The 22,094-nt window shown below is 53.0% G+C and carries 18 protein-coding genes; 8 read left to right on the forward strand and 10 right to left on the reverse strand.

The genetic code is table 11. From position 1 onward, the window contains the following. Positions 1-11: 11 nt before the first annotated feature. The 3 genes from MKX64_RS23830 to MKX64_RS23840 form a co-directional block, all read right to left on the reverse strand. Positions 12-893, reverse strand: coding sequence for a carbohydrate ABC transporter permease (locus tag MKX64_RS23830; protein ID WP_095263620.1), 882 nt, complete (start codon positions 891-893; stop codon positions 12-14). A gap of 90 nt (positions 894-983) precedes the next feature. Next, entirely contained in the window at positions 984-1,862 is an 879-nt protein-coding gene (locus MKX64_RS23835) for a carbohydrate ABC transporter permease (protein ID WP_095263619.1), read from the reverse strand. A gap of 69 nt (positions 1,863-1,931) precedes the next feature. Then, positions 1,932-3,242, reverse strand: coding sequence for an extracellular solute-binding protein (locus tag MKX64_RS23840; protein WP_095398514.1), 1,311 nt, complete (start codon positions 3,240-3,242; stop codon positions 1,932-1,934). Positions 3,243-3,428: 186 nt separating this feature from the next. Here MKX64_RS23840 and MKX64_RS23845 point away from each other — a divergent pair, with 186 nt between their 5' ends. Next, positions 3,429-4,088 (forward strand): carbonate dehydratase, encoded by a 660-nt coding sequence (locus tag MKX64_RS23845; RefSeq protein WP_095398515.1) that lies wholly within the window; start codon positions 3,429-3,431, stop codon positions 4,086-4,088. A 111-nt stretch (positions 4,089-4,199) separates the two neighbouring features. Continuing rightward, positions 4,200-4,862: a class I SAM-dependent methyltransferase gene (locus tag MKX64_RS23850; protein ID WP_341037714.1), complete on the forward strand. Its 663-nt coding sequence runs from the start codon at positions 4,200-4,202 to the stop codon at positions 4,860-4,862. A 177-nt stretch (positions 4,863-5,039) separates the two neighbouring features. Here MKX64_RS23850 and MKX64_RS23855 read toward each other — a convergent pair whose 3' ends face one another. The 3 genes from MKX64_RS23855 to MKX64_RS23865 form a co-directional block, all read right to left on the reverse strand. After that, a complete protein-coding gene (locus tag MKX64_RS23855) occupies positions 5,040-5,360 on the reverse strand; it encodes a thioredoxin family protein (protein ID WP_330163959.1) in 321 nt (106 codons plus the stop codon). A gap of 207 nt (positions 5,361-5,567) precedes the next feature. After that, the gene (locus tag MKX64_RS23860) at positions 5,568-6,155 is read right to left on the reverse strand and encodes a hypothetical protein (protein WP_095263614.1); all 588 of its coding nucleotides are present in this window, start codon (positions 6,153-6,155) and stop codon (positions 5,568-5,570) included. Positions 6,156-6,351: 196 nt separating this feature from the next. Beyond that, entirely contained in the window at positions 6,352-7,188 is an 837-nt protein-coding gene (locus MKX64_RS23865; RefSeq protein WP_155617834.1) for an AraC family transcriptional regulator, read from the reverse strand. A gap of 123 nt (positions 7,189-7,311) precedes the next feature. Here MKX64_RS23865 and MKX64_RS23870 point away from each other — a divergent pair, with 123 nt between their 5' ends. Together MKX64_RS23870 and MKX64_RS23875 are read left to right on the forward strand one after the other, a co-directional pair. Continuing rightward, on the forward strand, positions 7,312-8,340 hold the full coding sequence (locus tag MKX64_RS23870) for a Gfo/Idh/MocA family protein (protein WP_095398518.1): 1,029 nt from the start codon (positions 7,312-7,314) through the stop codon (positions 8,338-8,340). After that, a complete protein-coding gene (locus tag MKX64_RS23875) occupies positions 8,337-9,272 on the forward strand; it encodes an aldo/keto reductase (RefSeq protein WP_095263611.1) in 936 nt (311 codons plus the stop codon). The genes MKX64_RS23870 and MKX64_RS23875 overlap by 4 nt, the downstream gene beginning before the upstream one ends. A 184-nt stretch (positions 9,273-9,456) precedes the next feature. Here the strand turns inward: MKX64_RS23875 and MKX64_RS23880 are convergent, their stop codons facing one another. Further along, positions 9,457-9,810, reverse strand: a complete 354-nt coding sequence (locus tag MKX64_RS23880) for a hypothetical protein (RefSeq protein ID WP_095263610.1) — start codon at positions 9,808-9,810, stop codon at positions 9,457-9,459. A gap of 293 nt (positions 9,811-10,103) precedes the next feature. Between MKX64_RS23880 and MKX64_RS23885 the strand changes: the two genes are divergently transcribed. Next, positions 10,104-12,428 (forward strand): PAS domain-containing protein, encoded by a 2,325-nt coding sequence (locus tag MKX64_RS23885; protein WP_155617835.1) that lies wholly within the window; start codon positions 10,104-10,106, stop codon positions 12,426-12,428. Between the two features lie 93 nt (positions 12,429-12,521). Here the strand turns inward: MKX64_RS23885 and pepF are convergent, their stop codons facing one another. Then, complete coding sequence (pepF, locus tag MKX64_RS23890; RefSeq protein WP_095263609.1) at positions 12,522-14,321, reverse strand: oligoendopeptidase F; 1,800 nt, start codon at positions 14,319-14,321, stop codon at positions 12,522-12,524. 599 nt (positions 14,322-14,920) lie between these two features. Between pepF and MKX64_RS23895 the strand changes: the two genes are divergently transcribed. The 3 genes from MKX64_RS23895 (at position 14,921) to MKX64_RS23905 (ending at position 18,720) form a co-directional block, all read left to right on the forward strand. Then, positions 14,921-16,936: an endonuclease MutS2 gene (locus tag MKX64_RS23895; protein ID WP_341037840.1), complete on the forward strand. Its 2,016-nt coding sequence runs from the start codon at positions 14,921-14,923 to the stop codon at positions 16,934-16,936. Between the two features lie 182 nt (positions 16,937-17,118). After that, the gene (locus MKX64_RS23900; protein WP_095263608.1) at positions 17,119-17,982 is read left to right on the forward strand and encodes a class I SAM-dependent methyltransferase; all 864 of its coding nucleotides are present in this window, start codon (positions 17,119-17,121) and stop codon (positions 17,980-17,982) included. A gap of 3 nt (positions 17,983-17,985) precedes the next feature. After that, positions 17,986-18,720 (forward strand): RluA family pseudouridine synthase, encoded by a 735-nt coding sequence (locus MKX64_RS23905; RefSeq protein ID WP_341037729.1) that lies wholly within the window; start codon positions 17,986-17,988, stop codon positions 18,718-18,720. Between the two features lie 81 nt (positions 18,721-18,801). On the opposite strand, the gene MKX64_RS23910 is transcribed toward MKX64_RS23905, so the two are convergent. Together MKX64_RS23910 and gyrA are read right to left on the reverse strand one after the other, a co-directional pair. Then, positions 18,802-19,233 carry a MarR family transcriptional regulator gene (locus tag MKX64_RS23910; RefSeq protein ID WP_095398098.1) on the reverse strand — a complete coding sequence of 144 codons (432 nt, stop codon included), beginning with the start codon at positions 19,231-19,233 and terminating at the stop codon, positions 18,802-18,804. A 395-nt stretch (positions 19,234-19,628) separates the two neighbouring features. Continuing rightward, the gene (gyrA, locus tag MKX64_RS23915; RefSeq protein WP_341037732.1) at positions 19,629-22,088 is read right to left on the reverse strand and encodes a DNA gyrase subunit A; all 2,460 of its coding nucleotides are present in this window, start codon (positions 22,086-22,088) and stop codon (positions 19,629-19,631) included. Between the last annotated feature and the right edge of the window lie 6 nt (positions 22,089-22,094).

A 22,094-nucleotide genomic window follows, 5' to 3' on the forward strand; every position in this document is an offset into this window, starting at 1 on the left:
TATGTACTCCCTTATCCTTTCACAGCCCCGGCCGTCATCCCTTTCATCATCTGCTCCTGGAATAGAAGATACAGCAGCACCGTCGGAATGACAGAGAGCGTCATCGCCGCGAGCGTCAGCCCGTAATCGGTCTGATATCCGTCGGCGAAGTTGGCAATGGCCAAAGGCAGCGTCTTGAGTTCTGTCTTGTTAATAAATACAAGGGCGAACGAAAAATCGTTCCATGCATGCAAAAAGCTGAGTATGGTGACCGTCGCCAGCGCCGGCAGCGACATGGGCAGCATGATCCGGAAGAACAGCCCCCACAGGCCGGTGCCGTCAATAAAGGATGCTTCCTCGATGTCCCGCGGTATGCTGGTCAAATAAGCGGTCAGCACAAAAATCGCGGTCGGAAGCGCAAATGCCGTATATGGCAATATCAGAGCCCAGTATGTATTGAGCAGGGACATCTGTTTCATCAGAATGAACAATGGAACGAGGGTGCTGTGGATCGGAATCAGCATTCCGACAACAAAGAAAGCAAACATCCACCCTTTCCATTTGAACTGGAATCTGGCAAGAATAAATGAGGCCAGCGCGGCGATAAACAAGGTCAATACCAGCGACCCCAGCGATACGATGATCGAATTGACGAAGGCGCTGCCGAGCCTTGAGCTGGCCCAGGCATGGCTGAAATTGTCCCATCTCCAGATTTCAGGCAAGCCAAACGGCCGGCTGTAAAAATCCTCATTCGTTTTAAACGCGCTTATCACGAGCCAAAAGAACGGATACAACGTTAAAATACCATAGATCGTAAGAATTAGCCAAAAGATACTTTGGCCCGCTCTGCGAACGATCGAGCCTGCTCCGGCTCCGGACGGTCCCGGCTTGGCTGCGGTTGTGGCTGTTTGCATAACTCCCGTCTCCTCCTCTCTCTATAACACCTCTATCTATCTGTTTACAGCGTACGTTCATCTCGGGGATAAACGCGGATCGGCCGATGATTACACCGCATCTTTCTTCCTGGAGGCCAGCCATTGACTCGTTCCGATCAGCAGCAAGCTGATGATCACAATCGTCGTTGAGATGGCACTGCCGAAGCCATAGCGGTAAGTCGTAAATGTGGAGTTGTACATATACGTAGCCAGCAGCTCCGTTGCGTGAGCCGGTCCGCCCTTGGTCATGATGAACACCAGGTCAAATGACTTCAAGCTTCCCGATATGCACAAAATGATGGCGACCTGAACCGTGTTTTTGATCATGGGCAGCGTGATGCTGACCAGTTTTCTCAGACCCGATACACCGTCGATTTTGGCAGCGTCATGAATTTCGCTTGGAATGTTCTGCAGCGCCGACACGAAGATGATCAGATACAGCCCGACAAAACTCCAGATCAGCGGCGGCACCAAGGAATAAATGGCGATCACCGGATCGGACAGCCACTGCAGTCGCCAGCTATCCAGCCCCAGTGTGTTCAGCAGAAAGTTCAAGATGCCGATCTGCGGATGATAGATGTACTGCCAGATCATCCCGATCACAACGGTGGACAGCACCATCGGCAGAAACACAGCCGAACGGAGAAATCGGTGAAGCAGGCTGCTTTTATGCAGCAGCACAGCCAGTACTAGCGCAATCGGAATCTGTCCGAATACCGAGGCGAGAACGAATATAATGTTGTTTTTTAACGCTCGCCAGAATATCGGATCACGCCATATTTCAGCATAGTTTTGCAGCCCGATATAGCTGGCCTCGCCAATGCCGGACCAATCGAAGAATCCGTAATACGCCGACCATATTACCGGGACAAAAACGAACAGGGCGTAAAGAATCACCGCCGGCGCCAGCCCTGTCATAATAAAGCGGCGGTTTTGCAGTAGGTTCATCCAGCTCACACTCCCTTGAAATGAAATTCCCCCTCCCTCACCGGGAAGGGGGATCGCTTGACGTAAAGCTTACTTGCCTGCGGCCTGCGCCTGGGCATCCTGGAGTTTTTGAGCAACATCCTCGGCTTTTCCGTTCATCAGCAGATCTTGCAGGCCGTTGTTGATCACCTCTGTTGCCGCCGATCCCAGCTTGGAATCGTATACCGGTGTAATCTTCACATCCTGCATCAGCTCATACAGCTCCACAAACAACGGATGGGCCTTGCTTCTGTCCAGTTCAATGTTGTAGCTGACAAGCGTGCTGCTGTCCAGCGTAGCTTTCTGACCGTCAGGTCCAGCCAGCGCATAGAACAGCTTCATCGCTGCTTCCTTCCGCGCTCCTTCGAGCTTCTTGCTCACGCCAAGACCGGTTCCAACCACTCCGGAAGTGACGTTCGCCTCGCCTTTACCGCCGTCAATGGCCGGCAAAATCGTAATATGCGTGTTGTCCAGCACTTCTGCCGGCGCGTTGTTCACCAGGTTCGCAAGCGCCCAACCGCCGTTGATCACCATCGCGGCTTTGCCCTGGAAATACAGCTGCATCATCTGGGTTTCGTCAATGCTGTTAAACCCTTCCTGGAAAGCACCGGCCTCACCCAGGCTTTTCAGCACGTTCAGCGCTTCAATGAACTCAGGATCGGTAAATTTCGCGCCGTCCTGCTCCACTGCTTTCAGGAACCAATCGGTGCCGGTAATGCGGTCAGCCAGCGTGCTGAACAGGGTGGATTGAACGACCCAGTTGGCCTTGTTCCCAAGCGCAATCGGAATGACATCATTGTCATTAAAAGTCTGAATCGCCGTCTCCAGCTCTTCCCAGGTCGTTGGCACCTTGACACCATATTGGTTGAAGATCGCCTCGTTGTAATAAATAAAAGAAGTAGGTGCCAGGTTCATCGGCACGGAGTAGACTTTGCCATCCACGGTATAGCCATCCAGCGCATTCGGAATAAAGTTGTTCTTCCATTCCGGATTAGCTGCAAGCTCCTCATCGATTGGCTGAAGCAGATCGCCGTTCACGAACTCCTTCGTCATCGCATCCGGCCACATTACGAACAGATCCGGCATTTCGTCGGCGGCAGCCACCGTGCGCAGCCGTGTTCTCAACCCGTCCGTAGGCAAGCCTTCGTCAACAACCTCAATATTCGGATTGTCATTTTTGAAATCCTCGATAATCTGGCGCATCGCTGTCGCCTTGGCATCCTGCCCGGTCCAGTTATGCCAGATGCTGATGCGCACCTTTCCTTCACTGCTTCCGCTGCCGTTGCTGTTTCCTCCTCCGCATGCGGCAAGCAAGACAGATGTGATCAATGTGAAGCAAAGCACGGTTATCCATTTTTTCATCTCTAGTAAGCCCCCTTTCATTTGCTAGACTCATTGTAATGGTAGCGCTGTCTTTTGGTAAGGGGACGAATGGCGGTCACAGGGTAGAAAAATTACGGTCTTCCATGTCTTCCGTATATAGGCAGTCGCCATTGTGCCGCACCGCACATACAATAAACCAATGTTCGCGTGTAAGGGGGTTCGAAGATGAACACGATGTCCAATGCGCCTCAGAATGCTTTTGTCCATTATATCGGGCCGAGCCCGGTCACCAGCTTCCAGCCGAAGTCCATGTATCCTGCGATTGATCCAACCGCATTCGTGGGGCCGTTCAGCAGCGTCATCGGGGATGTGACGATCAAGCCGCATGTGTTTATTGCTCCGCATGCCAGCATCCGTGCCGATGAAGGCTCCCCTTTCTATATAGGAGAACGCGCCAGCCTGCAGGACGGCGTGATCCTGCATGGCCTGTACGATGAGCGGGTTGAGGTTAAGGGGCGCCATTATTCCATCTATATCGACCGTGATGTTAGTATAACGCACGGTGCGATCGTACACGGGCCGGCTTACATCGGGGAGCGTTCCTTTGTCGGTTTCCAGTCGCTTGTGTTTCAGGCCATCGTCGGAAGTAATGTGTATATCTCCAGCAACGCTGTCGTCACCGGCCATATCGTTGTAGACAGCCATCGCTTCGTTCCGCCAGGGGCCGTCATTGATACCCAGCAGAAAGCCGATGAACTGCCTCCGATCCCTCGCAATGCCGATGAATTTGCCGCAGCCGTACGCGCAGTGAATCGCGAATTCACCTCCAGCTATACCTTGCTGTTTGGCAAACGCCGCTGTTCCTGCGGCCTGGCCTGCTCATAATCTGTCTAATTTTTTCCGCTCTAAGCGAGAAGTTCAACATGATCCGGCTTATACGGAATATATATCTATTGAATTTATGTAGCTTGCGCTATCAAAAAAGGGGGACTTTCGTTGCCTGATCATGTAACCACCTCCCGCTTCATCCTGCAATCGGATGCCCGGAGGGATCATCTGATCCACCCGTTGCCGCCGGTATGGTGGAGCCGACCGTATGAATATGCCTGGGCTTTGTCATTTGCTCGCGAGGACGATGTGCTGCTGGATGCAGCATGCGGGATATCTCATCCATTCAAGTTTGCGCTGGCTGAGGTCAGCCGGGAGGTTCATGCCTGCGATATCGACCCGCGAATCACATCCCGGTCGCAAATTCTGGAGGACATCGCGCGCGATTTTGGACTGGATGCTGCGCAGCGGCAAGCCAGCGATTGGCAGCATCGACTGCATCTTGCCCATGCCAATCTGGCGGATCTGCCTTATGACCGCGAGAAATTCGACAGGGTGTTCTGCATCTCGGTGCTGGAACACATGACGCCTGAGGACCAATCAGCAGCCATTGGGGAGTTTTACCGCACTCTCAAACCTGGCGGATTGCTGGTGCTTACTTTCGACTATCCAGCGGTTCATCTGGAGAACATCCAGCAGACACTGCAGCAGGCTGGCTTCACCTTCGCGGGGGAGACCGATTTCAGGCTGCCGCCTGACGCGCTATATACCGAAATGTGGGGCGGGCTGCACTGCTTCCGGGCCGTGCTTCATAAACCTTCTGACGCCTGAAGCGGCAGCGGCAGCCGAGGATCATAGGTAATGAGCCGATATCGACACCAAAAAAATCCTTAGCTTCTGTATCGATATACAGACAGCTAAGGATTTTGGTTGTGTGCAATCAAGCGTCGGCCTTCGATTCGGCAGCTTGGTATTCGCGCTGGCCTCTACTCGGCCTATCCGTCTTCGTTACCCTTCCAGCGACTGCAAGTATTCTCTCACCTGGGTCGGCGTTTTCGCAAATTTGCTGTGCAGATGGGCTACTTTCTCTCCGTTTTTATAGACAAGCAGACTCGGGATGCCGCGCACCTCATTGGCTTCGGCAATCGGCTGGAACTGCTCCGCATCCATCGCATAAAATTCCTTATCTGCATTCTCCGCGATAATATCGCCGATAAAGCGGTCCAGATTTTTGCAATCCGGGCACCACGTCGTATCAAACTTCAACACCGTATATTGATCACGCTGAATCAATTGCTGAAACTGTTCTTCTGTTTGGATTCTGTCCACTTGCAGCCTCTCCTTTTAAACATCGTTGTCGTCGGTATATAGGTCACTATATAACAGTAAGTGAGAAAACACAACCTCTCGCCCTGTTACTCTCATATAGCCCCCTCCCCGTCAGCATACGATCCGCCGCCAGCCCATAGCGCTTAACCACGCCATAACCCTGTAATCTCCTTGTACATTCTCGATTCGGGATGCTGGCGCTGCAGCTTATACAGCAGAATGCATATTGAGCCGTGCGTCCGCAAGTCTCGCCTGGTCAAGAAGCGGGTAATCGTATAGCATGCCTTCATATACGACGGTCAAGGCCGGATGAAGCATGAAATCATGCGGTGTCACCACCGTCGATGAACGATCCCAGAGCCGAACCCCGCTCTGCCGCAATGTTTCTGCTACGAACTGCGAACAGAAATAGCTCTTGTCCCTCGTAATATCCAGCCTCATCAGCAAGCCGAACAATCCGATCAAATTATAGCGATAATCGTCTTCTTCTTCCTTATAATGCCGAATGACCCGATTCACCTCGTCATACTGAAGCTGAGACAGTTCCAGACGGAGCAGGGCACATCTCGTGCTTGGAAAGTTACGAAACGTCCCTTCATATACATTCTCTTCTACAAAGCCGCCAATCCACGGATTGCCCGGACATTTGCGTCCAAAACTGTAGACCTCCGACAGCTTCTCGTCCAGTGCAATCGAGGCATGATTGTAAGGCGCAGCAGTGACCCTTTTGATCAGGCGTGTAAACATCGTCCCCGTATCCGTCAGCAGCACATAAATGTTTCGATTCCCGTTCATATCCCGTTTCCCCCATACCTTAACGTTCGGTTTAACCTTTCGGTAAACATTGATTAACTTCATTGTATGAAAGGCAGACCCGGGACAACACCGACCCAGGCAGTGAATCTGACCTGGACCTTGGAGCGATGCAGCCCTGGACCAAAGTCTGGGAAGCTTAGGATGAACTTCTTATCCGTTACAAAAGGGCCGTGTGCTAACCGTTATACAATCGGCGGTAAGCCGACGGCGTCATCCCTTCATGCTCCATAAACTTCTTGTTAAAGTAACTGACGCTGGGATAGCCGGCATCCACGGCAATGGTGCCAATCGTGTCCTCCTTCCGCTCCACCAGCCACTGCTTAGCCATCTGCAGCCGGCAGCGGGTGATGAACTCCATCGGCGTCATCTCCATCACGCTGCGGAACAATTTGCAGAAATAATAGGTGCTCACCCCAATCCGCTCCGCCCATTCCTCCAGAATGAACGGCTGCACCGCTTCCTGCTGCATCATCGGCAGAATCTCCAAAATCCGATGTTCCGAAGTCCCCGACTTCGGGCCGGACAGCGGGGAAGCTTGCTCTACGAATTCTGTCAGCAGCGCATAAGTCAGTATCGATAATCGTCTCGGGTTCAGCATCCGGTGCTGTTCCGCCTCGTGCAACAGCTCTTCATGGGCCTGTTCAAAGGCAGCGCGCTGCCGGATGGTCCACAGCTGGCTTTTGTGGAAGCCTCGTTCAATGAGATAATGCCGCAAACCGCTGCCGTAAAAATGAAACCAGCGCACATCCCAAGGCTCGTCCTCGCTGCTGTAATAGCGCTGCTGCTGCATCGGAAAATAGAGAACCGCCTCCCCCGGTCCGAGCGGATAGACCTTATTGTCGAGCTCAACATAGCCCTTCCCTGAAGCGACGTAATGAATATTAAAGTTGTTGAGTGCCCCCGCAGAACGGGATACGCTATGATCAGGTTCATCCTGGTAGATGCCAACCGATTCCGGGAAGCAGAAGAAGGGCATTTGCGGAAGTGTGAGCAGCACGATTTGTCGTTTCATCCCGTCCCTCCATAGAACAATATTGTTATAATCGATTGCAAAATAATATTATATCAATTTTAATTTCTGTCTTTTATAATCGCAATATAATCTTAATCGTATCCGAGGAGTTGATTTCAAGCCATGAGCGCACCCAAGCTGAAGTGGGGAATTCTGGGCTGTGCCAGCATAGCCAAGCGTGCTGTCATTCCCGGTGTTGCCAATTCCCGTCTGAATGAAGTTGCAGCGATAGCAAGCCGCGACGAAGAGAAAGCGAAGAAGACGGCGGAGGAGTTGAATATTCCTACAGCCTACGGAAGTTATGAAGCACTGCTGGAGGATCCGTCCATCGATGTCATCTATGTTCCGCTCCCGAATCATTTGCATAAGGAATGGAGCATCCGGGCACTTGAAGCAGGCAAGCATGTGCTGTGCGAGAAGCCGCTGGCACTGACTGAAGCGGAAGCTGCCGAGATGGCAGATGCTGCTGAGCGGACAGGAATGCACCTGGCCGAAGCATTCATGTACCGCCATCATCCGCGTTACGACATGATCAAGAAGCTGATCGTTGAAGGAGCGATCGGCGAGGTTCGCGCCATCCACAGTGCCTTTACCTTCAACAGTGCCGGAAATCCGGGCAATGTTCGTTTCCGTAAAGATTGGGGCGGCGGCTCGATCTATGACATCGGCTGTTATCCGATTAATGCAGCCCGGCTGCTGCTTGGACAGGAACCACAAGCCGTCACCGTGCAAGCCCTCTTCTCGCCTGAGCATGATCATGTCGATATGATGGCTTCCGGATTAGTTGAATTTGAAGGCTACGTCTCGCTTACCTTTGACTGCGGAATGTGGGCTGCCTTCCGTAATCCGCTTGAAATCATCGGGACAGAGGGCATCATTGAAGTGCCTCATGCCTACACATTCCCCGAAGGCGGCGGCCACTTCTTCCTCACGGCCAAGGGGGAGCGCCATCAGATGGATGTCCCCCATGTAAACGCATACAGTGAGCAGGCCGACGAGCTGGCGGAGGCGATCATATTCCGCAGGCCGCTTCGTTACCCTGTGGCAGATGCCGTGCACAATATGCGGGTGATTGATGCCTGCCTTCAATCCGCTCATGAGCGGACCAGAATCACATTAAATGCATATCCAGGAGAGGAGCTAAAAGCATGAAGTATATTTCAATCCAGGGATTAAACAAACCGGTCTCCGTACTAATGAAAGGCTCGGACTACTTCTATCATGATAACTATGAGAAGGCTGCGGCCAATCTCGACGCCTTCCTAGCCATTGGCGGCAATTCGATTGATACGGCACATATCTACTGCGGCGGACAAAGCGAAGAGGTAATCGGGCGCTACATGGAGGAAAGAGGCAACCGGGATCAGCTCGTCATTCTGACCAAAGGCGCTCATCATGATCAGAATGGGCCCCGGGTAAACCCGAAGGCGATTCAACAGGATATCCTTACAAGCTTTGAACGGCTTCGCACCGATTTCATTGATTTGTATGCCCTCCACCGTGACGATCCTTCGGTTCCGGCAGGCGAAATTGTGGAAGCGCTGAATACCTATATCAAATCCGGCCAGGTCGGCGCCATCGGTGTCTCCAACTGGACGTGGCAGCGCATTCAGGAAGCCAACACGTATGCCGCTGAGCATCAGCTAGTCGGTTTCACATTCAGCAGCCCCAATCTGAGTCTGGCCAAGCCGAATGAGCCCTTCTGGACAGGCTGCGTGTCAGCAGACCAAGAGACTTGCGACTGGCATGAAGCCGAGCAGTTCCCGCTTCTGTCGTGGTCATCCCAGGCCCGCGGATTTTTCACCGGGCGCTTCACGCCTGAAGTGCGCGATAATGCGGATCTCGTTCGCGTCTTTTACAACGACGACAACTGGGAGCGTCTGGAACGGGCGAAGCAGCTGGCCAAAGACAAAGGCGTAACGCCGATTCAGATCGCGCTTGCCTATGTACTGAACCAGCCGTTTCCGACCTGTGCCCTGATTGGCGCCCAGACGCCAGAGGAGCTGCGCTCCTGCGAGGAAGGCGCACAAATTGAGCTGACGCGCGAAGAGCTGAACTGGCTCGATCTGAGTGCAGACCGGTAACATCTAGGGGCTTATCAGCTTACCGCCCTAATTCGAATCAATCGCTATGCATACAAACGGCCCTTCTCACATCATGAGGAGGGTCGTTTGTACTTCTGTTTCATCGGCAGCCTCGTCCATCTCCCCACGAAAAAAAACCTGCGCTGTGCCGCAGGTCAAATCCACGATAGAAAGGTCACTTCTCCTATAAAAGGCTCACTGCCAGCAGATTAAAAAGGGCCAATGGAAGAATCACGTTGGAATAGTACGGATTGGCAGGGTACGGCGGGTATCCGCCATATGGAGGGTAAGGCGGTCTAGGCCGTGGCCCGTATGGGTACAGTCCCCTTGGATCATGCTCGATATGAATGTAGACGTTTTTTGCATCCACATTGATAATGACCCCTTCAACGATCTCGTCATCCATCGTATGCACTCGTACCTTGTGATGAAGCGCCTTTTGCAGCGACTGGTACGCATGCTCTTTATGCTTCTTCATCGAATTGACCAGCTGGTGATCACACTGGAACAGCAGCTGTTGTCCCGGGTAGGTTGACATGGTACTCCTCCTTTTATATCATCTCACCGTAATGTATGCATTTGCCTTGACGAGGGTGTTCGCCTACCCGCTTCTTTTTCCGTTTAAATTCACCATCAGACGGGTAATACAAGCAAGAAACATATATTCAAGGAGAAAGTCTGGGGGATGTCGTATATTTACATAGAGCAAGTATTTCATTTCCGGGTTTGATCAAGCGCGATGGAGTTTTGGGCTGCCTTTGCCATGCATGCTATCGTTTCATTTCATCTTATTACAGTTCATGTAAGTGTAAGTTGACGGGGGTGAGCCTTTTGATATTTTTTTCATCACAGGAATGGGTTTGGGAACAGCTATATAACGAGTTACCGGTTGGTCTTGCGCTCCTGTCTCCGGAACAGGACGAATGGGTATGGGCCAATCGCAGCTTTTATCAATTTTTCGGGGGCAGCGAAACAGAATTTATGCAGACGAAGCGGAAGGAAATCCGCGAATTCTCTCCGACGTTCATTCACAGCGCATACGAGCAGCTTCGCACCGGGCACAAGCCAGTGGTTGAAACGGTTCTGGACATGCTCCGGCCCGATCACCGCTTAGACACCTTATCCTTGAAATATACACGCCTGCGAAGCCCCTCCGGCGACCAGGAGCTGCTTCTTATTACATGCCATCCCACCGGCGTGAACCAGCGGTTCCTCAAAAACCAGAACAAATACAGACAGATTATTGAAAACTCTCAAGACTTTATATCCAGGACGACCTTGGATAATGCCGTCTTCCTCTACTGCTCTCCCGCCTGCTATAAGCTGCTGGGATATCATCCGGAAGAGCTTCAGGGGAACAGCGCCTTTGACTATATATATCCGGAAGATGTCACGCCGCTGAAGGAATACTTGCAATTCTGCCAGCACAGCGAGCCGGCGATGCCGATTACGTTTCGCTATATTCACAGGGATGGCAGGCACATCTGGTTTGAAGTCAACTGCAAGCCGATCATCGGCCGCGAGGAAGGCGAGCATACGGAAATGCTGTACATTGCCCGCGATATTTCCGAACGGAAGAGAATGGAGTTCAAACTGAAGGAAAGCGAGCAGCGTTACCGCTCCCTGTTTGAATACAATCCATCGGCCGTGTACTCCATGAACCTGGACGGCGAATACATGACCGCCAACCGCAATCTGCAGGAGCTGACCGGCTACACGCTGGACGAGCTTATCGGAATGTATTTCGGCCCGATTGTGGCCGAGAAGGATTTGCCCAAGACGCTGTATCATTTCAACATGGCGAAAGAGGGCAAGCCTCAAAGCTATGATCTGACGATCAAGCACAAAGACGGGCATCTGGTTGAAATCAACACGGTCAATATCCCAATTATCGTGGACGACGAAGTGGTGGGCGTATATGGCATTACGCGGGACATCACCGATCGCATTCGCTCCCTGGAAGAAAACAAGAAGCTGAGCCGCGAGCTGACCCTTCTGCTCAATACCGTCTCCGAAGGGATTGTCGGTCTGGATCAGGAAGGTCGGGTAGCTTTTATTAATCCGGCAGGGGCCGCAATCTTCGGCATCGCGCCTGCATCCATCATCGGACTCAGCTGCTATCACCTTATCAGGGAAATGCGCCTGGACGGGAATTTCTATCAGGAGGATTCACCGATCGTGGAGGCTGTGAGAGGCGGCCGATCGCTGTCGCGCACCGAGATTGTGCTGTGGAGACAGGACGAAACCAGCTTTCTGGCAGACTATCAGGTCAATCCGATATGGGACCAGGGCGAGCTGAAAGGAGCGGTGCTTGTATTCCGCGATATTACGAGCGAGAAGGACATTATCCGCGCCAAAGAAACCGCCGAGCGTGCCGATCAGGCCAAGTCCGAGTTTCTGTCCATGATGAGCCATGAGCTGCGGACGCCCATGAACGGGATTATCGGCATGATCGATTTGCTGTTGAACACCAGTCTGGATGAGGAGCAGCAGACGTTTACGAAGATTCTGAAGGAAAGCAGCACCTCCCTTCTGCATACGCTAAATGAAATACTCGACTACAGCCGAATTGAAACCGGTAAAATGACGTTGAACAAGGAACCGATTGACCTGCGGGCCCTGATGCAGAGCGTGATTGATCTGTTCTCCGGCAAGGCCCGGGAAAAAGGGCTGCAGCTCACTTGCAGCCTCGACGCCGAAACTGTCCCCAAAGTCGTCATCGGGGATCCGATCCGGCTGCGCCAGGTGCTTGTGAATCTGATCAGCAATGCCGTCAAGTTTACGGAACGCGGCAGTGTCTTCATGTCTGCCAAAGGAATGACCTGCTCCGGCAAGGAGGAGATTACCCTCGCTTTTGAAGTGAAGGATACAGGGATCGGCATTCCGATTGAACAGCAGCATCAGTTGTTTCTGTCCTTCTCCCAGCTCCACCCCTTCTTGAACCGAAAGTATGGCGGAACCGGCCTCGGCTTGGCCATCAGCAAAAAGCTTGTCGAGCTCATGGGTGGCGCCATTGGCGTAGACAGCCGTGAAAATGAAGGGTCCTGCTTCTATTTTACGGTTCCTTTGGAATTGTGGGATGAGCGCAGTCACACGGCTGAGAGGTCAGATCCCCCCTCGGTTCCGCATGATATGGGAAAACCTGCCGATGCTTAAACTGAAGCAACCCCAAGGGCCCTTCACAACGGGCCCTTGGGGTTGTTCTCCTATATATGTTGTTCGCTTAATGTCATGAATTCCGGATATGACTTACTCGTACAACGCTTCAAGCTCATCGATCAGGGAACCGACATACGCAACGGCGCGGGAGATCGGCTCGGATGTGGACATATCCACTCCGGCCAGCGCCATCAGCTTCAGCGGCTCCAGGCTGCCTCCTGCTTTCAGCACCTCAAGCCAGCGGTCCACCGCAGGCTGGCCTTCCTCGCGGATCACTTGGGCCGCCGCCGTCGAAGCGGTCAAGCCCGCAGCATACGTATACGGGTACAATCCCATATAATAATGCGGCTGTCTCATCCAGGTCAGCTTCGCCCCTTCATCCAGTTCAAGTGCGTCGCCCCAGAAATCAGAGAGCACCTGTCCCTTCAGCTCGGACAGCTTATCGGCTGTAATCGCATGATCCTCACTTGCCCAGCGGTACACTCTTCTTTGCAGTTCTGCTTCCAGCAGATGGGTCACATAGTTGTGATAGTAGGTGCTGAGAAGCTGCTGAATAATAAAGCGGCGCATCCGTTTGTCTTCCGCGTTCTTCATCAGATGATCAGCCAGCAACAGCTCATTCATCGTCGACGGAGCTTCAATGAAGTACATCGATGGACGGGCATTGGTGATGCGCTGATTGCGCCCTGCCAGCATCAGATGTCCGGCATGCCCGACTTCATGCGCCAGCGTGAAGGCGCTGCGCATGTTGTTCGCCCACGTCACAAGAATGTAGGAGTGCACACCATACGTTGAGGAGCAGAAGGCTCCTGTGGATTTTCCGATATTGTCGGCATAGTCAACCCAGCGCTTCGTAAAGGTGGAATCCACGATCTCCCCGTATTCCGGGCCGAGCACCGCAAGCGCACTGCGGATGGTCGAACATGCTTCCTCATAGGAAATGCTTGGATTGAAGTCCGGATCCAGCGGTGCTTTCAGATCGCAGAACAGCATTTTGTCCAGGCCGAGCACCCGCTTTTTCAATTTCATCAGCCGACGCATATGTGGAGCCAATTCTGTCAGGATCGTATCATGAATGAGATCGTACATCTCGGTCGTAACCTGCTGCGGCTTCAGCAGCATCTCCGTTACGGAGGAGTATCCCCGCAGGCGGGACAGGATGACCTGCTTCTTCACTTCGGTTGCATAGGCTTCGGCAAACGTGTGGCGCGACCCTTGCAGCGACTTGCTGAAGGAAGCATAAGCCGCACGGCGCAGCTCGGTATCCTCGCTCATCTCATATGTATTCTCATAGAGGCGGAACGATACGGGCTGCTTCTCCTCGCCTTCGCCGATGTCCTCAAAGGTCATATCCGACAGCTTGCCGCGTAAATAGATCCGGTAAGGTGCGCCAAGCACTTCGCCCAGTGAGGCCAGCACCTGCTCCGTTTCAGAGGTCAGACGATGCGGCTTCGTGTCAAGCAGCAGCTTAAGGCTGCGTTCGTACGAGGCCAGCCCCTTCTCTTCTTGTAGATACCTGTCAAGCCAGCCGTCTTCAAGCTCCAGCAGTTCGGATTCAACAAAGGTCAGCGATGACATAATTCTAGACATCACATCGCCGGACTTCGCCGAATTGGACAGATTCAGCGGATTGGTGCCGTCCTCGGATTGCCGAAGCCGGGCATAGGCAGCCGCTTTCCCCGCTTCCTCCAATAGCGCCTCCTGTTCGTTCAAGCATTCCAGCAGCACGGAGGCTCCTTCGCCAAGGCGCCCTTTGAATCGGGTAAGTGATTCTGCCTGCTTCAGAACAGCTTCCAAACCTTTCTCAAATGCCTCTTGTGACGGAAATAAGTCGGTCAGGTCCCACGTCTCATGGACAGGAACCTCTGCGCGTGTCAGCATTTTCCCCATAAATACAGTTCCTCCTGTCTCTCCTCGTTAAAAAATCCCTAATGTTACTAATTCCAGCGTAACGCAATCTGAACGACAAAACAAGTTTGGAAGCAAATGAAACATTTTATGAGTCTGCCTATTGACTTCCGCATCCCCGCAGTTTTATAGTTAGGCCATACCCTTTCATATAAGGAGAGATTTTGATGTCGGTGAATGTTCTTAACTAACCAAATTTCATATGGATGGAGCTTGCCAGTTTTTATGTGCGTGTCCCGGATTTCGGGCATGTTTATTTTGCTGTGCCGATTCTGTCCGTTGAATTAGTTAAGAACTACGGATATCAATTGAAGCCCTTTTCGGGTTCACTCTGATAAGATACATTCGAGCCGTGCTGTAGTTCAGCACGGTTTTTTTGCCTTCTGCTTTCCCCGGTCAGCACCGCTCCGGTGTCCACCCCTGACCGAAGGCAAGGCTTGTTTCAAGTATCTTGTGAGCGTGTACCCTTCTTCCGGCGGCAAGTGAACCCTGTTCACTTGCCGCTTTTTTGTATGGGCTCGATATTGTATGCAAGGGAACTTACCTACTCAAAGGAGCGAGAAGCGATGAATAACCAAATAATGAATGAAGCGATGAGCAAACTGGAGTTTTCCAAAATTCGGGCGAAGCTGGAGCACTATGCGGTCACTTACCTCGGCCAGCGACATATCCAGCAGCTCGCCCCGTTAACGCAGCCGAAAGCGATCAGACACCGGCTGGGGGAAACCGAGGAAGCACGGAGGCTGCTTGAAGCAAGGGCCAGCGTCCCCCTACCTTCACTCGAGGGCATTGAGCTCGTGCTGGATTTGCTCGGTACCGGGTATGTGCTGACCGAGCGCGATTTAGGGCATATTGCCCAGTTTTTGCGGAGCTGCCGCCAGCTGATCAAGTATATGGCCGCCAAAGGCGAGCTCGCCCCCACCATTTCAAGCTATGCAGCCTCCATGCAAGAGCTGGACCAGCTGCTGAATGAAATTGAAACCAGCATTCACGGCGGCCGCATCGTCGATCATGCCAGCAAGGAGCTCGCCAAGATCCGCAAAAAAATCCAGGTGACCGAGGAGCGGATCAAACGAAAGCTGGACCAGCTGCTTAACCGTCATCAAAGCATCTTGATGGAGCATGTCATCAGCAAACGTGCCGGGCGCTACGTGCTCCCTGTCAAGAAAGAGTATCGCAAGCAGATCAAAGGGACCCTTCTTGACGAATCGGCCAGCGGCCAGACGGTATTTATCGAGCCTCAAGAGTTGCTTTCGCTCCAGATGGAACTGAGCCTGCTGCAAAGCGAGGAAGCCAAGGAGGAAACAAAAATATTAAGCGAGCTGACCGGTCTGACGGAGCGATATGAACAGGAGCTGAGAATCAATGTCGATACGGTTGGCATGTATGATTTTATACTCGCAAGGGGCAAGTATGCACTGGCCATCGGCGGGCGCAATGTAAGCCTCAATCAGGAGGGATACATCCATCTGATAGGAGCGGTCCATCCGCTGCTTGGCGCGGCCATGATTCCGCTGGATTTTCGGATTGGCCGGGGCTACAGATCTCTCATCATTACCGGTCCGAATACCGGCGGGAAAACATCGGCGCTCAAGACGATCGGGCTGATCACATTGATGGTGCAGTCCGGGCTGCTGGTGCCGGTTCAGGAGGGAAGCGAAGGCGCCATCTTCGAGGAAGTGGCTGTCGACATCGGAGACGGTCAGAGCCTGGAGCATGCGCTCAGCACCTTCTCGGCCCATATCCGGAATATCAAAGATATATTGTTAACGGCCGGCACATCCACGCTTGTCCTGCTCGATGAAATGGCCTCCGGTACCGATCCGGGGGAGGGCGTTGGATTGTCCATCGCCATACTTGAAGAGCTTCACCGGCGTCAGGCAACCGTCGTGGTCACGACCCATTTTACCGAGATCAAAAATTTTGCCGCCCGTTCCCCGGGGTTTGAAAATGCCCGCATGGAATTTGATACCGAAACGCTGGAGCCGCTATACCGTCTGCGTATCGGCGAAGCCGGACACAGCTACGCCTTTGTCATCGCAGCCAGGCTGGGCATCCCGGAAGCGATCATCGCCAGATCCCGGGAAATTTCACAGCTCGGCCGCAGCGTCGATCTGTCTCTGGACCATGAGCCTGATCGCATCAGCGAACGCGGATCGGACCAGGACGCACAGGACGCATCCCTGGGCGAGACGGTCATAAGCAGCCAACCGGCGGTGCCAGATAGCGAGGAGACTGCTCCTCCCTACTTCCGGCAAGAGCCAGCGGTTACGGAAGCAGAACATGCCGCCAATGAAGCAGCAACCCGGCCGAAATTTCGCTTGGGCGACAGGGTATATATCCCCTATTTGAAACGCAGCGGCACGGTGTATGATCTGCCCGACGGAAGAGGGAATGTCGGCGTCATGATCCAGAACGATAAGGTACGGATCAATCACAAGCGGCTGAAGCCCTTTATCGGTGCGGAGGAGCTATATCCGGAGGAATACGATCTGGACATCGTATTTGAGAGTAAGGAAAACCGCAAAAAGCGAAATTTGATGAAACGCAAGCATGTCGAAGGGCTGACGATTGAAACGAAGCCGGAATCCCCATGATGCAAAGCAGAGGTTTCCGTATCTGCTTATGTTCGAACTTAAGGATCTAGGCGGGCAGCTCTTTAGCCGCCTCCTTTCCATCCGGCTGAAACGAACGCTCAGCTCCTCCCTGCTTGGTAGCATTTCGCGTGCCATTTGGTGTACAATAAAATCCAAATGACGTTTAGAGGATGGTTATCAACATGTATGTAGCTCAAGATTGGCAAGATTACGAGGTCATTGATACCGGAGGCGGCGAGAAGCTGGAGCGCTGGGGCGATGTCATTCTTCGCCGGCCCGATCCGCAAATTATATGGCCGATCAAGCAAGAGGACGGATTATGGCGAAATGTGCACGGGCATTATCATCGCAGTTCGTCCGGAGGCGGACAGTGGGAGATGAAGAAGCAGATTCCCGAACGGTGGACGATTTCCTATGACCGGCTCAAATTTTATATTCGTCCGACCAGCTTCAAGCATACCGGGCTGTTCCCTGAACAGGCAGCCAACTGGCGCTGGATGATGGACAAGATTGCAGCCGCTGGACGGCCGATCCGGGTGCTCAACCTGTTTGCATATACGGGCGGGGCAACGGTAGCCGCCGCATCGGCGGGTGCGCAGGTCGTTCATGTCGATGCCGCGAAAGGCATGGTGCAATGGGCGAAGGAGAATGCCGCATTGTCCGGGCTGGCGGATCACCCGATCCGCTATATTACGGATGATGTGTTCAAGTTCGTACAGCGCGAGCAGCGCCGCGGCAATCGTTATGACGCCATCATTATGGATCCCCCATCTTACGGGCGCGGTCCCGGAGGCGAGACGTGGAAGCTGGAGCACAGTCTCTACCCGTTCCTGGAGAGCTGTCTTGAGATCATTTCCGATCAGCCGCTGTTCATGCTTATCAATTCCTACACAACAGGAATATCCCCGTCCGTGCTGAACAATATGCTGACCATGACCATGAAGCCGAAATTCGGAGGGACGATTACAGCGGGTGAAATCGGGCTGCCGATTACCCGTTCAGGTTTAAACCTTCCATGCGGCATTCTCGGTCGCTGGGAGTCGTAAGCGATGAGCGGTGAACACCGCACAGTCTATCCGCACATCGACGTACTGTTCGAGGATAATCATGTGCTTGCCGTAAGCAAGCCGGTAAACATTCCTTCCCAGGAAGATGCGACCGGCGACCCGGATATGCTGACGATTCTGAAACAGGATCTCAAGGAACGCTATAACAAGCCGGGCAATGTATACCTCGGACTTGTCCATCGCCTTGACCGGCCAGTCGGCGGGGCTATGGTCTTCGCCAAAACGTCCAAGGCAGCCTCACGCCTGTCGGAAGCCGTCCGCAGCCGCTGCCTTCGCAAACGTTACGTTGCCGTCGTTCACGGCACTCCGTCCAAAGCGAACGGTCGTCTGGTGGATATGCTGTACAAGGATTCCAGAACCAATACGGTGTCCGTGGTCCCGAAAGGAACTGAGGGAGCCAAGGAAGCGGTGCTGGATTACACCGTACTGGCCACAAAAGACAAACTGTCTTTGGTGCTTATCGAGCTTCATACCGGAAGGCCTCACCAGATTCGCGTTCAGTTAAGCCAACTGGGTCACCCGCTGTACGGGGACCAGAAATACGGCAGCCGCTTGAACAAGGCGGGCCAGCAGATTGCCTTATGGTCCGTGCAGCTCGGGTTCCCTCATCCGACCAGCAAGGAAGAGATTGTGATCCAGGCCATGCCGCCTGCGGCGCATCCATGGAGCCTGTTCCAGCCGGAGCTGATCCAGCGTGCACTGCAGCTGCGAGACTGACCCATTCAATTAATAGAGCCCCTGGTGCTTGAAGATGGAATAGCATCCTATTCCCTTCCTGCATCAGGGGCTCTATGTCTGTTAAGCCTCCACCAGCGCTTCCTGGGGCGCTGTGCTGATCTTGCCGAGCAAATAGATAAGCAGCTGCTGATTATGCGACGATATCCGGCTTAACACCTGTGACAAATACTCGTCGCGGACTTTCAGGCCCCGCTTGTACTCTTCCTTCCCTTTATATGAGATCGTGACCCACACAATGCGTCGATCCTCTTCATCCCGCTCTCGCAAAATAAGGCCGTTCTTCTCCATCCGGTCCAGGAGCATCGTGACTGCCGCAGGGCTGGTGGCCAGATAAGGAATAAAATCCGAGGGCTTCATGCGCTGCTGCTCCTCCAGCACCTCAAGTACGGTTAACTGCGCTTCCGTTAACGAGGGCGCGAGCCCCCCCTCCATATGCAGCTTGTAATCCTTGGCCAGCTTGGACCATACCTTGGCAAACTCGGCTGTATACATCGTTATCCCGTCCTTTCCGGTTGCGCACCCGCTTGGGATACACCCCGTCTTCCTATTGATGTAATGGCATACATAGTTCCTGTTTATTTATAGGATTAACTTTCGCGCTTGCTCTTCCATATTCCTGCTTTTTTCGTAAAAAAATATAATTTCCAACAATACGACATTTCCTGATATCCCTTGTCATTCAAGGCATCTCATGTTTCCGTTTAATTCGACACATAGTTACTTATGTAGTATAGTGCAAACTAAATTCGCGGAGGTAACCTGCGATAAATCTGCACTCGCACACACAAAAATCCCCTGAAAATGCCATTGGATTCACCAATGAATTTCCAGGGGATGGTTCATAGCAACCGATCAGGTTTACAAAATTGCGACAATCGTACCCGCAATCAGCCTTCCTTGTTCTGCTCCGGCTTCGGATGCACGACCAGATCCTGCACAATACCGTTCTTGCCAACATCCACCAGCAGCTTGCCGACAGATTTGCGTTCGGCAATCGGAACTTTCTCCGAATGAATCAGATAAGGCTGCCCATGCTGATCATACGCCGTAATATCCATCGGTTCACGGCAGTAGAACGCACCGACAATAACATTTCCGTTCGGTTTGACGCGCTTGCCTTCCTTGAATTCGAAGGTGACGATGCCTTTTCCTCCCCGGCTTTGCGCCGCATAATCGATGAGCAGACTGCGCTTGCCGTAGCCGAGATCCGTTATCGTGAGCACTTCGCCTTCATCTTCTTCAACCCAAAGCGAAGCCACGACTTCATCGTCATCCCGAAGCTGAATGCCGCGTACGCCGCCGGACACGCGTCCCATGCTGTTCACCTCCGACTCACGGAAGCGAATGCTCATGCCACCCTTCGTTACCAGCATCATTTCCTTGGTGCCATCACTCATCGTTACGCTCAAGACCTGATCATCTGCAGCCAGCTTCACCGCCGCTACCGCGCCGGTCCGCTTCGTGGCATAATCCTTCAGCTCTGTCCGCTTGACCTGTCCCTTGCGGGTAACAAACACCAGGGTTTTGCCAGCCTCATCAAGATTGGACACCGGAATCACAGAGACGATGGAATCTTCCTTCGGCAGCTGAATCACATTCACGATCGCCGTTCCTGCATCCTTCCATTTGTACTCCGGAATTTGGTGAACAGGCAGCAGGAAATACTGTCCGCGATCGGTGAAGATCAGCAAGCTATCCAGCGTGTTCACTTCGAACAGGCGTGTAATATAATCGCCTTCCTTCACGCCCGAGCTCTCAAGCTCACCGCCGGAGCGGGTGAAGGACAGCATGCTGGTCCGCTTGATGTAACCATCCTTGGACAGTGTCACAAGCACATCCTCCGCGTTAACGAGCACTTCAAGATTCACCTTGATCTCTTCCACTTCATCCTGAATGTCGGAACGGCGGTCGACGCCGTACTTCTCCCGGATTTCAAGCAGCTCCTTGCGAATCACGCCGATCAGCTTCTTGTCATTGTCCAGAATGGAGCGTAAATTGTCGATCTTCTTCATCAGCTCATCCAGTTCCTTCTGAAGCTGATGAATTTCAAGATTGGTCAGGCGGTACAGCTGCAATGTCAGAATCGAATCTGCCTGCCGCTCCGTAAAACCAAACATCCATTCCAGGTTCTTCTGCGCGTCCTGGCGGTTCTTGGAGGCTTTAATCGCATTGATGACCTCATCCAAAATGTTCAAGGCCTTCACAAGCCCTTCAAGCACATGCGCACGGTCTTCTGCACGCTCCAGCTCATACTGGGTACGATGGGTCACCACTTCGCGCTGATGGGCGATGTAGGCTTCCAGCATCGCCTTCAATCCGAGCTGCTGCGGCGTTTTGTTCACAATCGCCACCATGTTGAAGTTATAGTTGACCTGAAGATCCGTCTTCTTGAGCAGGTACGCGAGAATCCCGTTCGCATCCGCTTCCTTCTTCAGCTCAACGACGATCCGCTGGCCGTCGCGGCCGCTCTCATCCCGAACTTCGGCGATGCCTTCAACCTTCTTCTCCAGACGGATGTTCTCCATCGCAGTCACCAGTCTCGACTTGACCACCTGATACGGAATCTCGGTAATGACGATTTGCTGCTTGCCGCCGCGAAGCGATTCAATCTCGGTCTTCGCCCGGATATATATGCGCCCCTTGCCGGTGCGATAGGCATCGAGGATGCCTTCCCGCCCCATGATGATGCCGCCGGTTGGAAAATCCGGCCCTTTGATAAAGGTCATAATATCAGCCAGCTCAATATCCGGCTTCTGCATGACCGCGATGCACGCATCGATCACCTCACGCAAATTATGCGGCGGAATTTCCGTGGCGAATCCGGCGGAAATGCCGCTCGCGCCGTTCACCAGCAAGTTCGGATAACGCGAAGGAAGCACGACCGGCTCCTTCGCCGTGTTATCAAAATTATCCTTGAACAATACGGTGCGCTTCTCAATGTCGCGCAGCAGCTCCATCGCAATCGGAGACAGGCGCGCTTCCGTGTAACGCATAGCCGCCGCCGGGTCATCATCCACAGAGCCCCAGTTCCCGTGGCCCTGCACAAGCACATGCCCCATCTTCCACGGCTGGGCCATCCGCACCATGCCTTCATAGATCGCGCTGTCGCCGTGCGGATGATAGTTCCCCATCACGTCTCCGACCGTCTTGGCCGATTTGCGATATGGCTTGTCCGGGGTATTCCCGGAATCATACATCGCATACAGAATGCGGCGCTGAACCGGCTTCAGGCCATCGCGAACATCGGGAATCGCCCGGTCCTGAATAATATATTTCGAGTACCGTCCAAAACGGTCACCGACAACCTCTTCCAAATACGCGGGTAAAAACTGCTCGGATAAACTCATTCATTC

The organism is Paenibacillus sp. FSL M8-0334 (assembly GCF_038000405.1).
In the GTDB taxonomy this organism is placed as follows: Bacteria; Bacillota; Bacilli; order Paenibacillales; family Paenibacillaceae; genus Paenibacillus_AQ; species Paenibacillus_AQ campinasensis.

Bases quoted from the DNA above. Each gene is read 5' to 3' on its own strand.
- MKX64_RS23830 (WP_095263620.1), bottom strand. From the start codon at position 893: ATGCAAACAGCCACAACCGCAGCCAAGCCGGGACCGTCCGGAGCCGGA.
- MKX64_RS23835 (WP_095263619.1), bottom strand. From the start codon at position 1,862: ATGAACCTACTGCAAAACCGCCGCTTTATTATGACAGGGCTGGCGCCG.
- MKX64_RS23840 (WP_095398514.1), bottom strand. From the start codon at position 3,242: ATGAAAAAATGGATAACCGTGCTTTGCTTCACATTGATCACATCTGTC.
- MKX64_RS23845 (WP_095398515.1), top strand. From the start codon at position 3,429: ATGAACACGATGTCCAATGCGCCTCAGAATGCTTTTGTCCATTATATC.
- MKX64_RS23860 (WP_095263614.1), bottom strand. From the start codon at position 6,155: ATGAACGGGAATCGAAACATTTATGTGCTGCTGACGGATACGGGGACG.
- MKX64_RS23865 (WP_155617834.1), bottom strand. From the start codon at position 7,188: ATGAAACGACAAATCGTGCTGCTCACACTTCCGCAAATGCCCTTCTTC.
- MKX64_RS23870 (WP_095398518.1), top strand. From the start codon at position 7,312: ATGAGCGCACCCAAGCTGAAGTGGGGAATTCTGGGCTGTGCCAGCATA.
- MKX64_RS23875 (WP_095263611.1), top strand. From the start codon at position 8,337: ATGAAGTATATTTCAATCCAGGGATTAAACAAACCGGTCTCCGTACTA.
- MKX64_RS23880 (WP_095263610.1), bottom strand. From the start codon at position 9,810: ATGTCAACCTACCCGGGACAACAGCTGCTGTTCCAGTGTGATCACCAG.
- pepF (WP_095263609.1), bottom strand. From the start codon at position 14,321: ATGGGGAAAATGCTGACACGCGCAGAGGTTCCTGTCCATGAGACGTGG.
- MKX64_RS23895 (WP_341037840.1), top strand. From the start codon at position 14,921: ATGAATGAAGCGATGAGCAAACTGGAGTTTTCCAAAATTCGGGCGAAG.
- MKX64_RS23900 (WP_095263608.1), top strand. From the start codon at position 17,119: ATGTATGTAGCTCAAGATTGGCAAGATTACGAGGTCATTGATACCGGA.
- MKX64_RS23905 (WP_341037729.1), top strand. From the start codon at position 17,986: ATGAGCGGTGAACACCGCACAGTCTATCCGCACATCGACGTACTGTTC.
- MKX64_RS23910 (WP_095398098.1), bottom strand. From the start codon at position 19,233: ATGTATACAGCCGAGTTTGCCAAGGTATGGTCCAAGCTGGCCAAGGAT.
- gyrA (WP_341037732.1), bottom strand. From the start codon at position 22,088: ATGAGTTTATCCGAGCAGTTTTTACCCGCGTATTTGGAAGAGGTTGTC.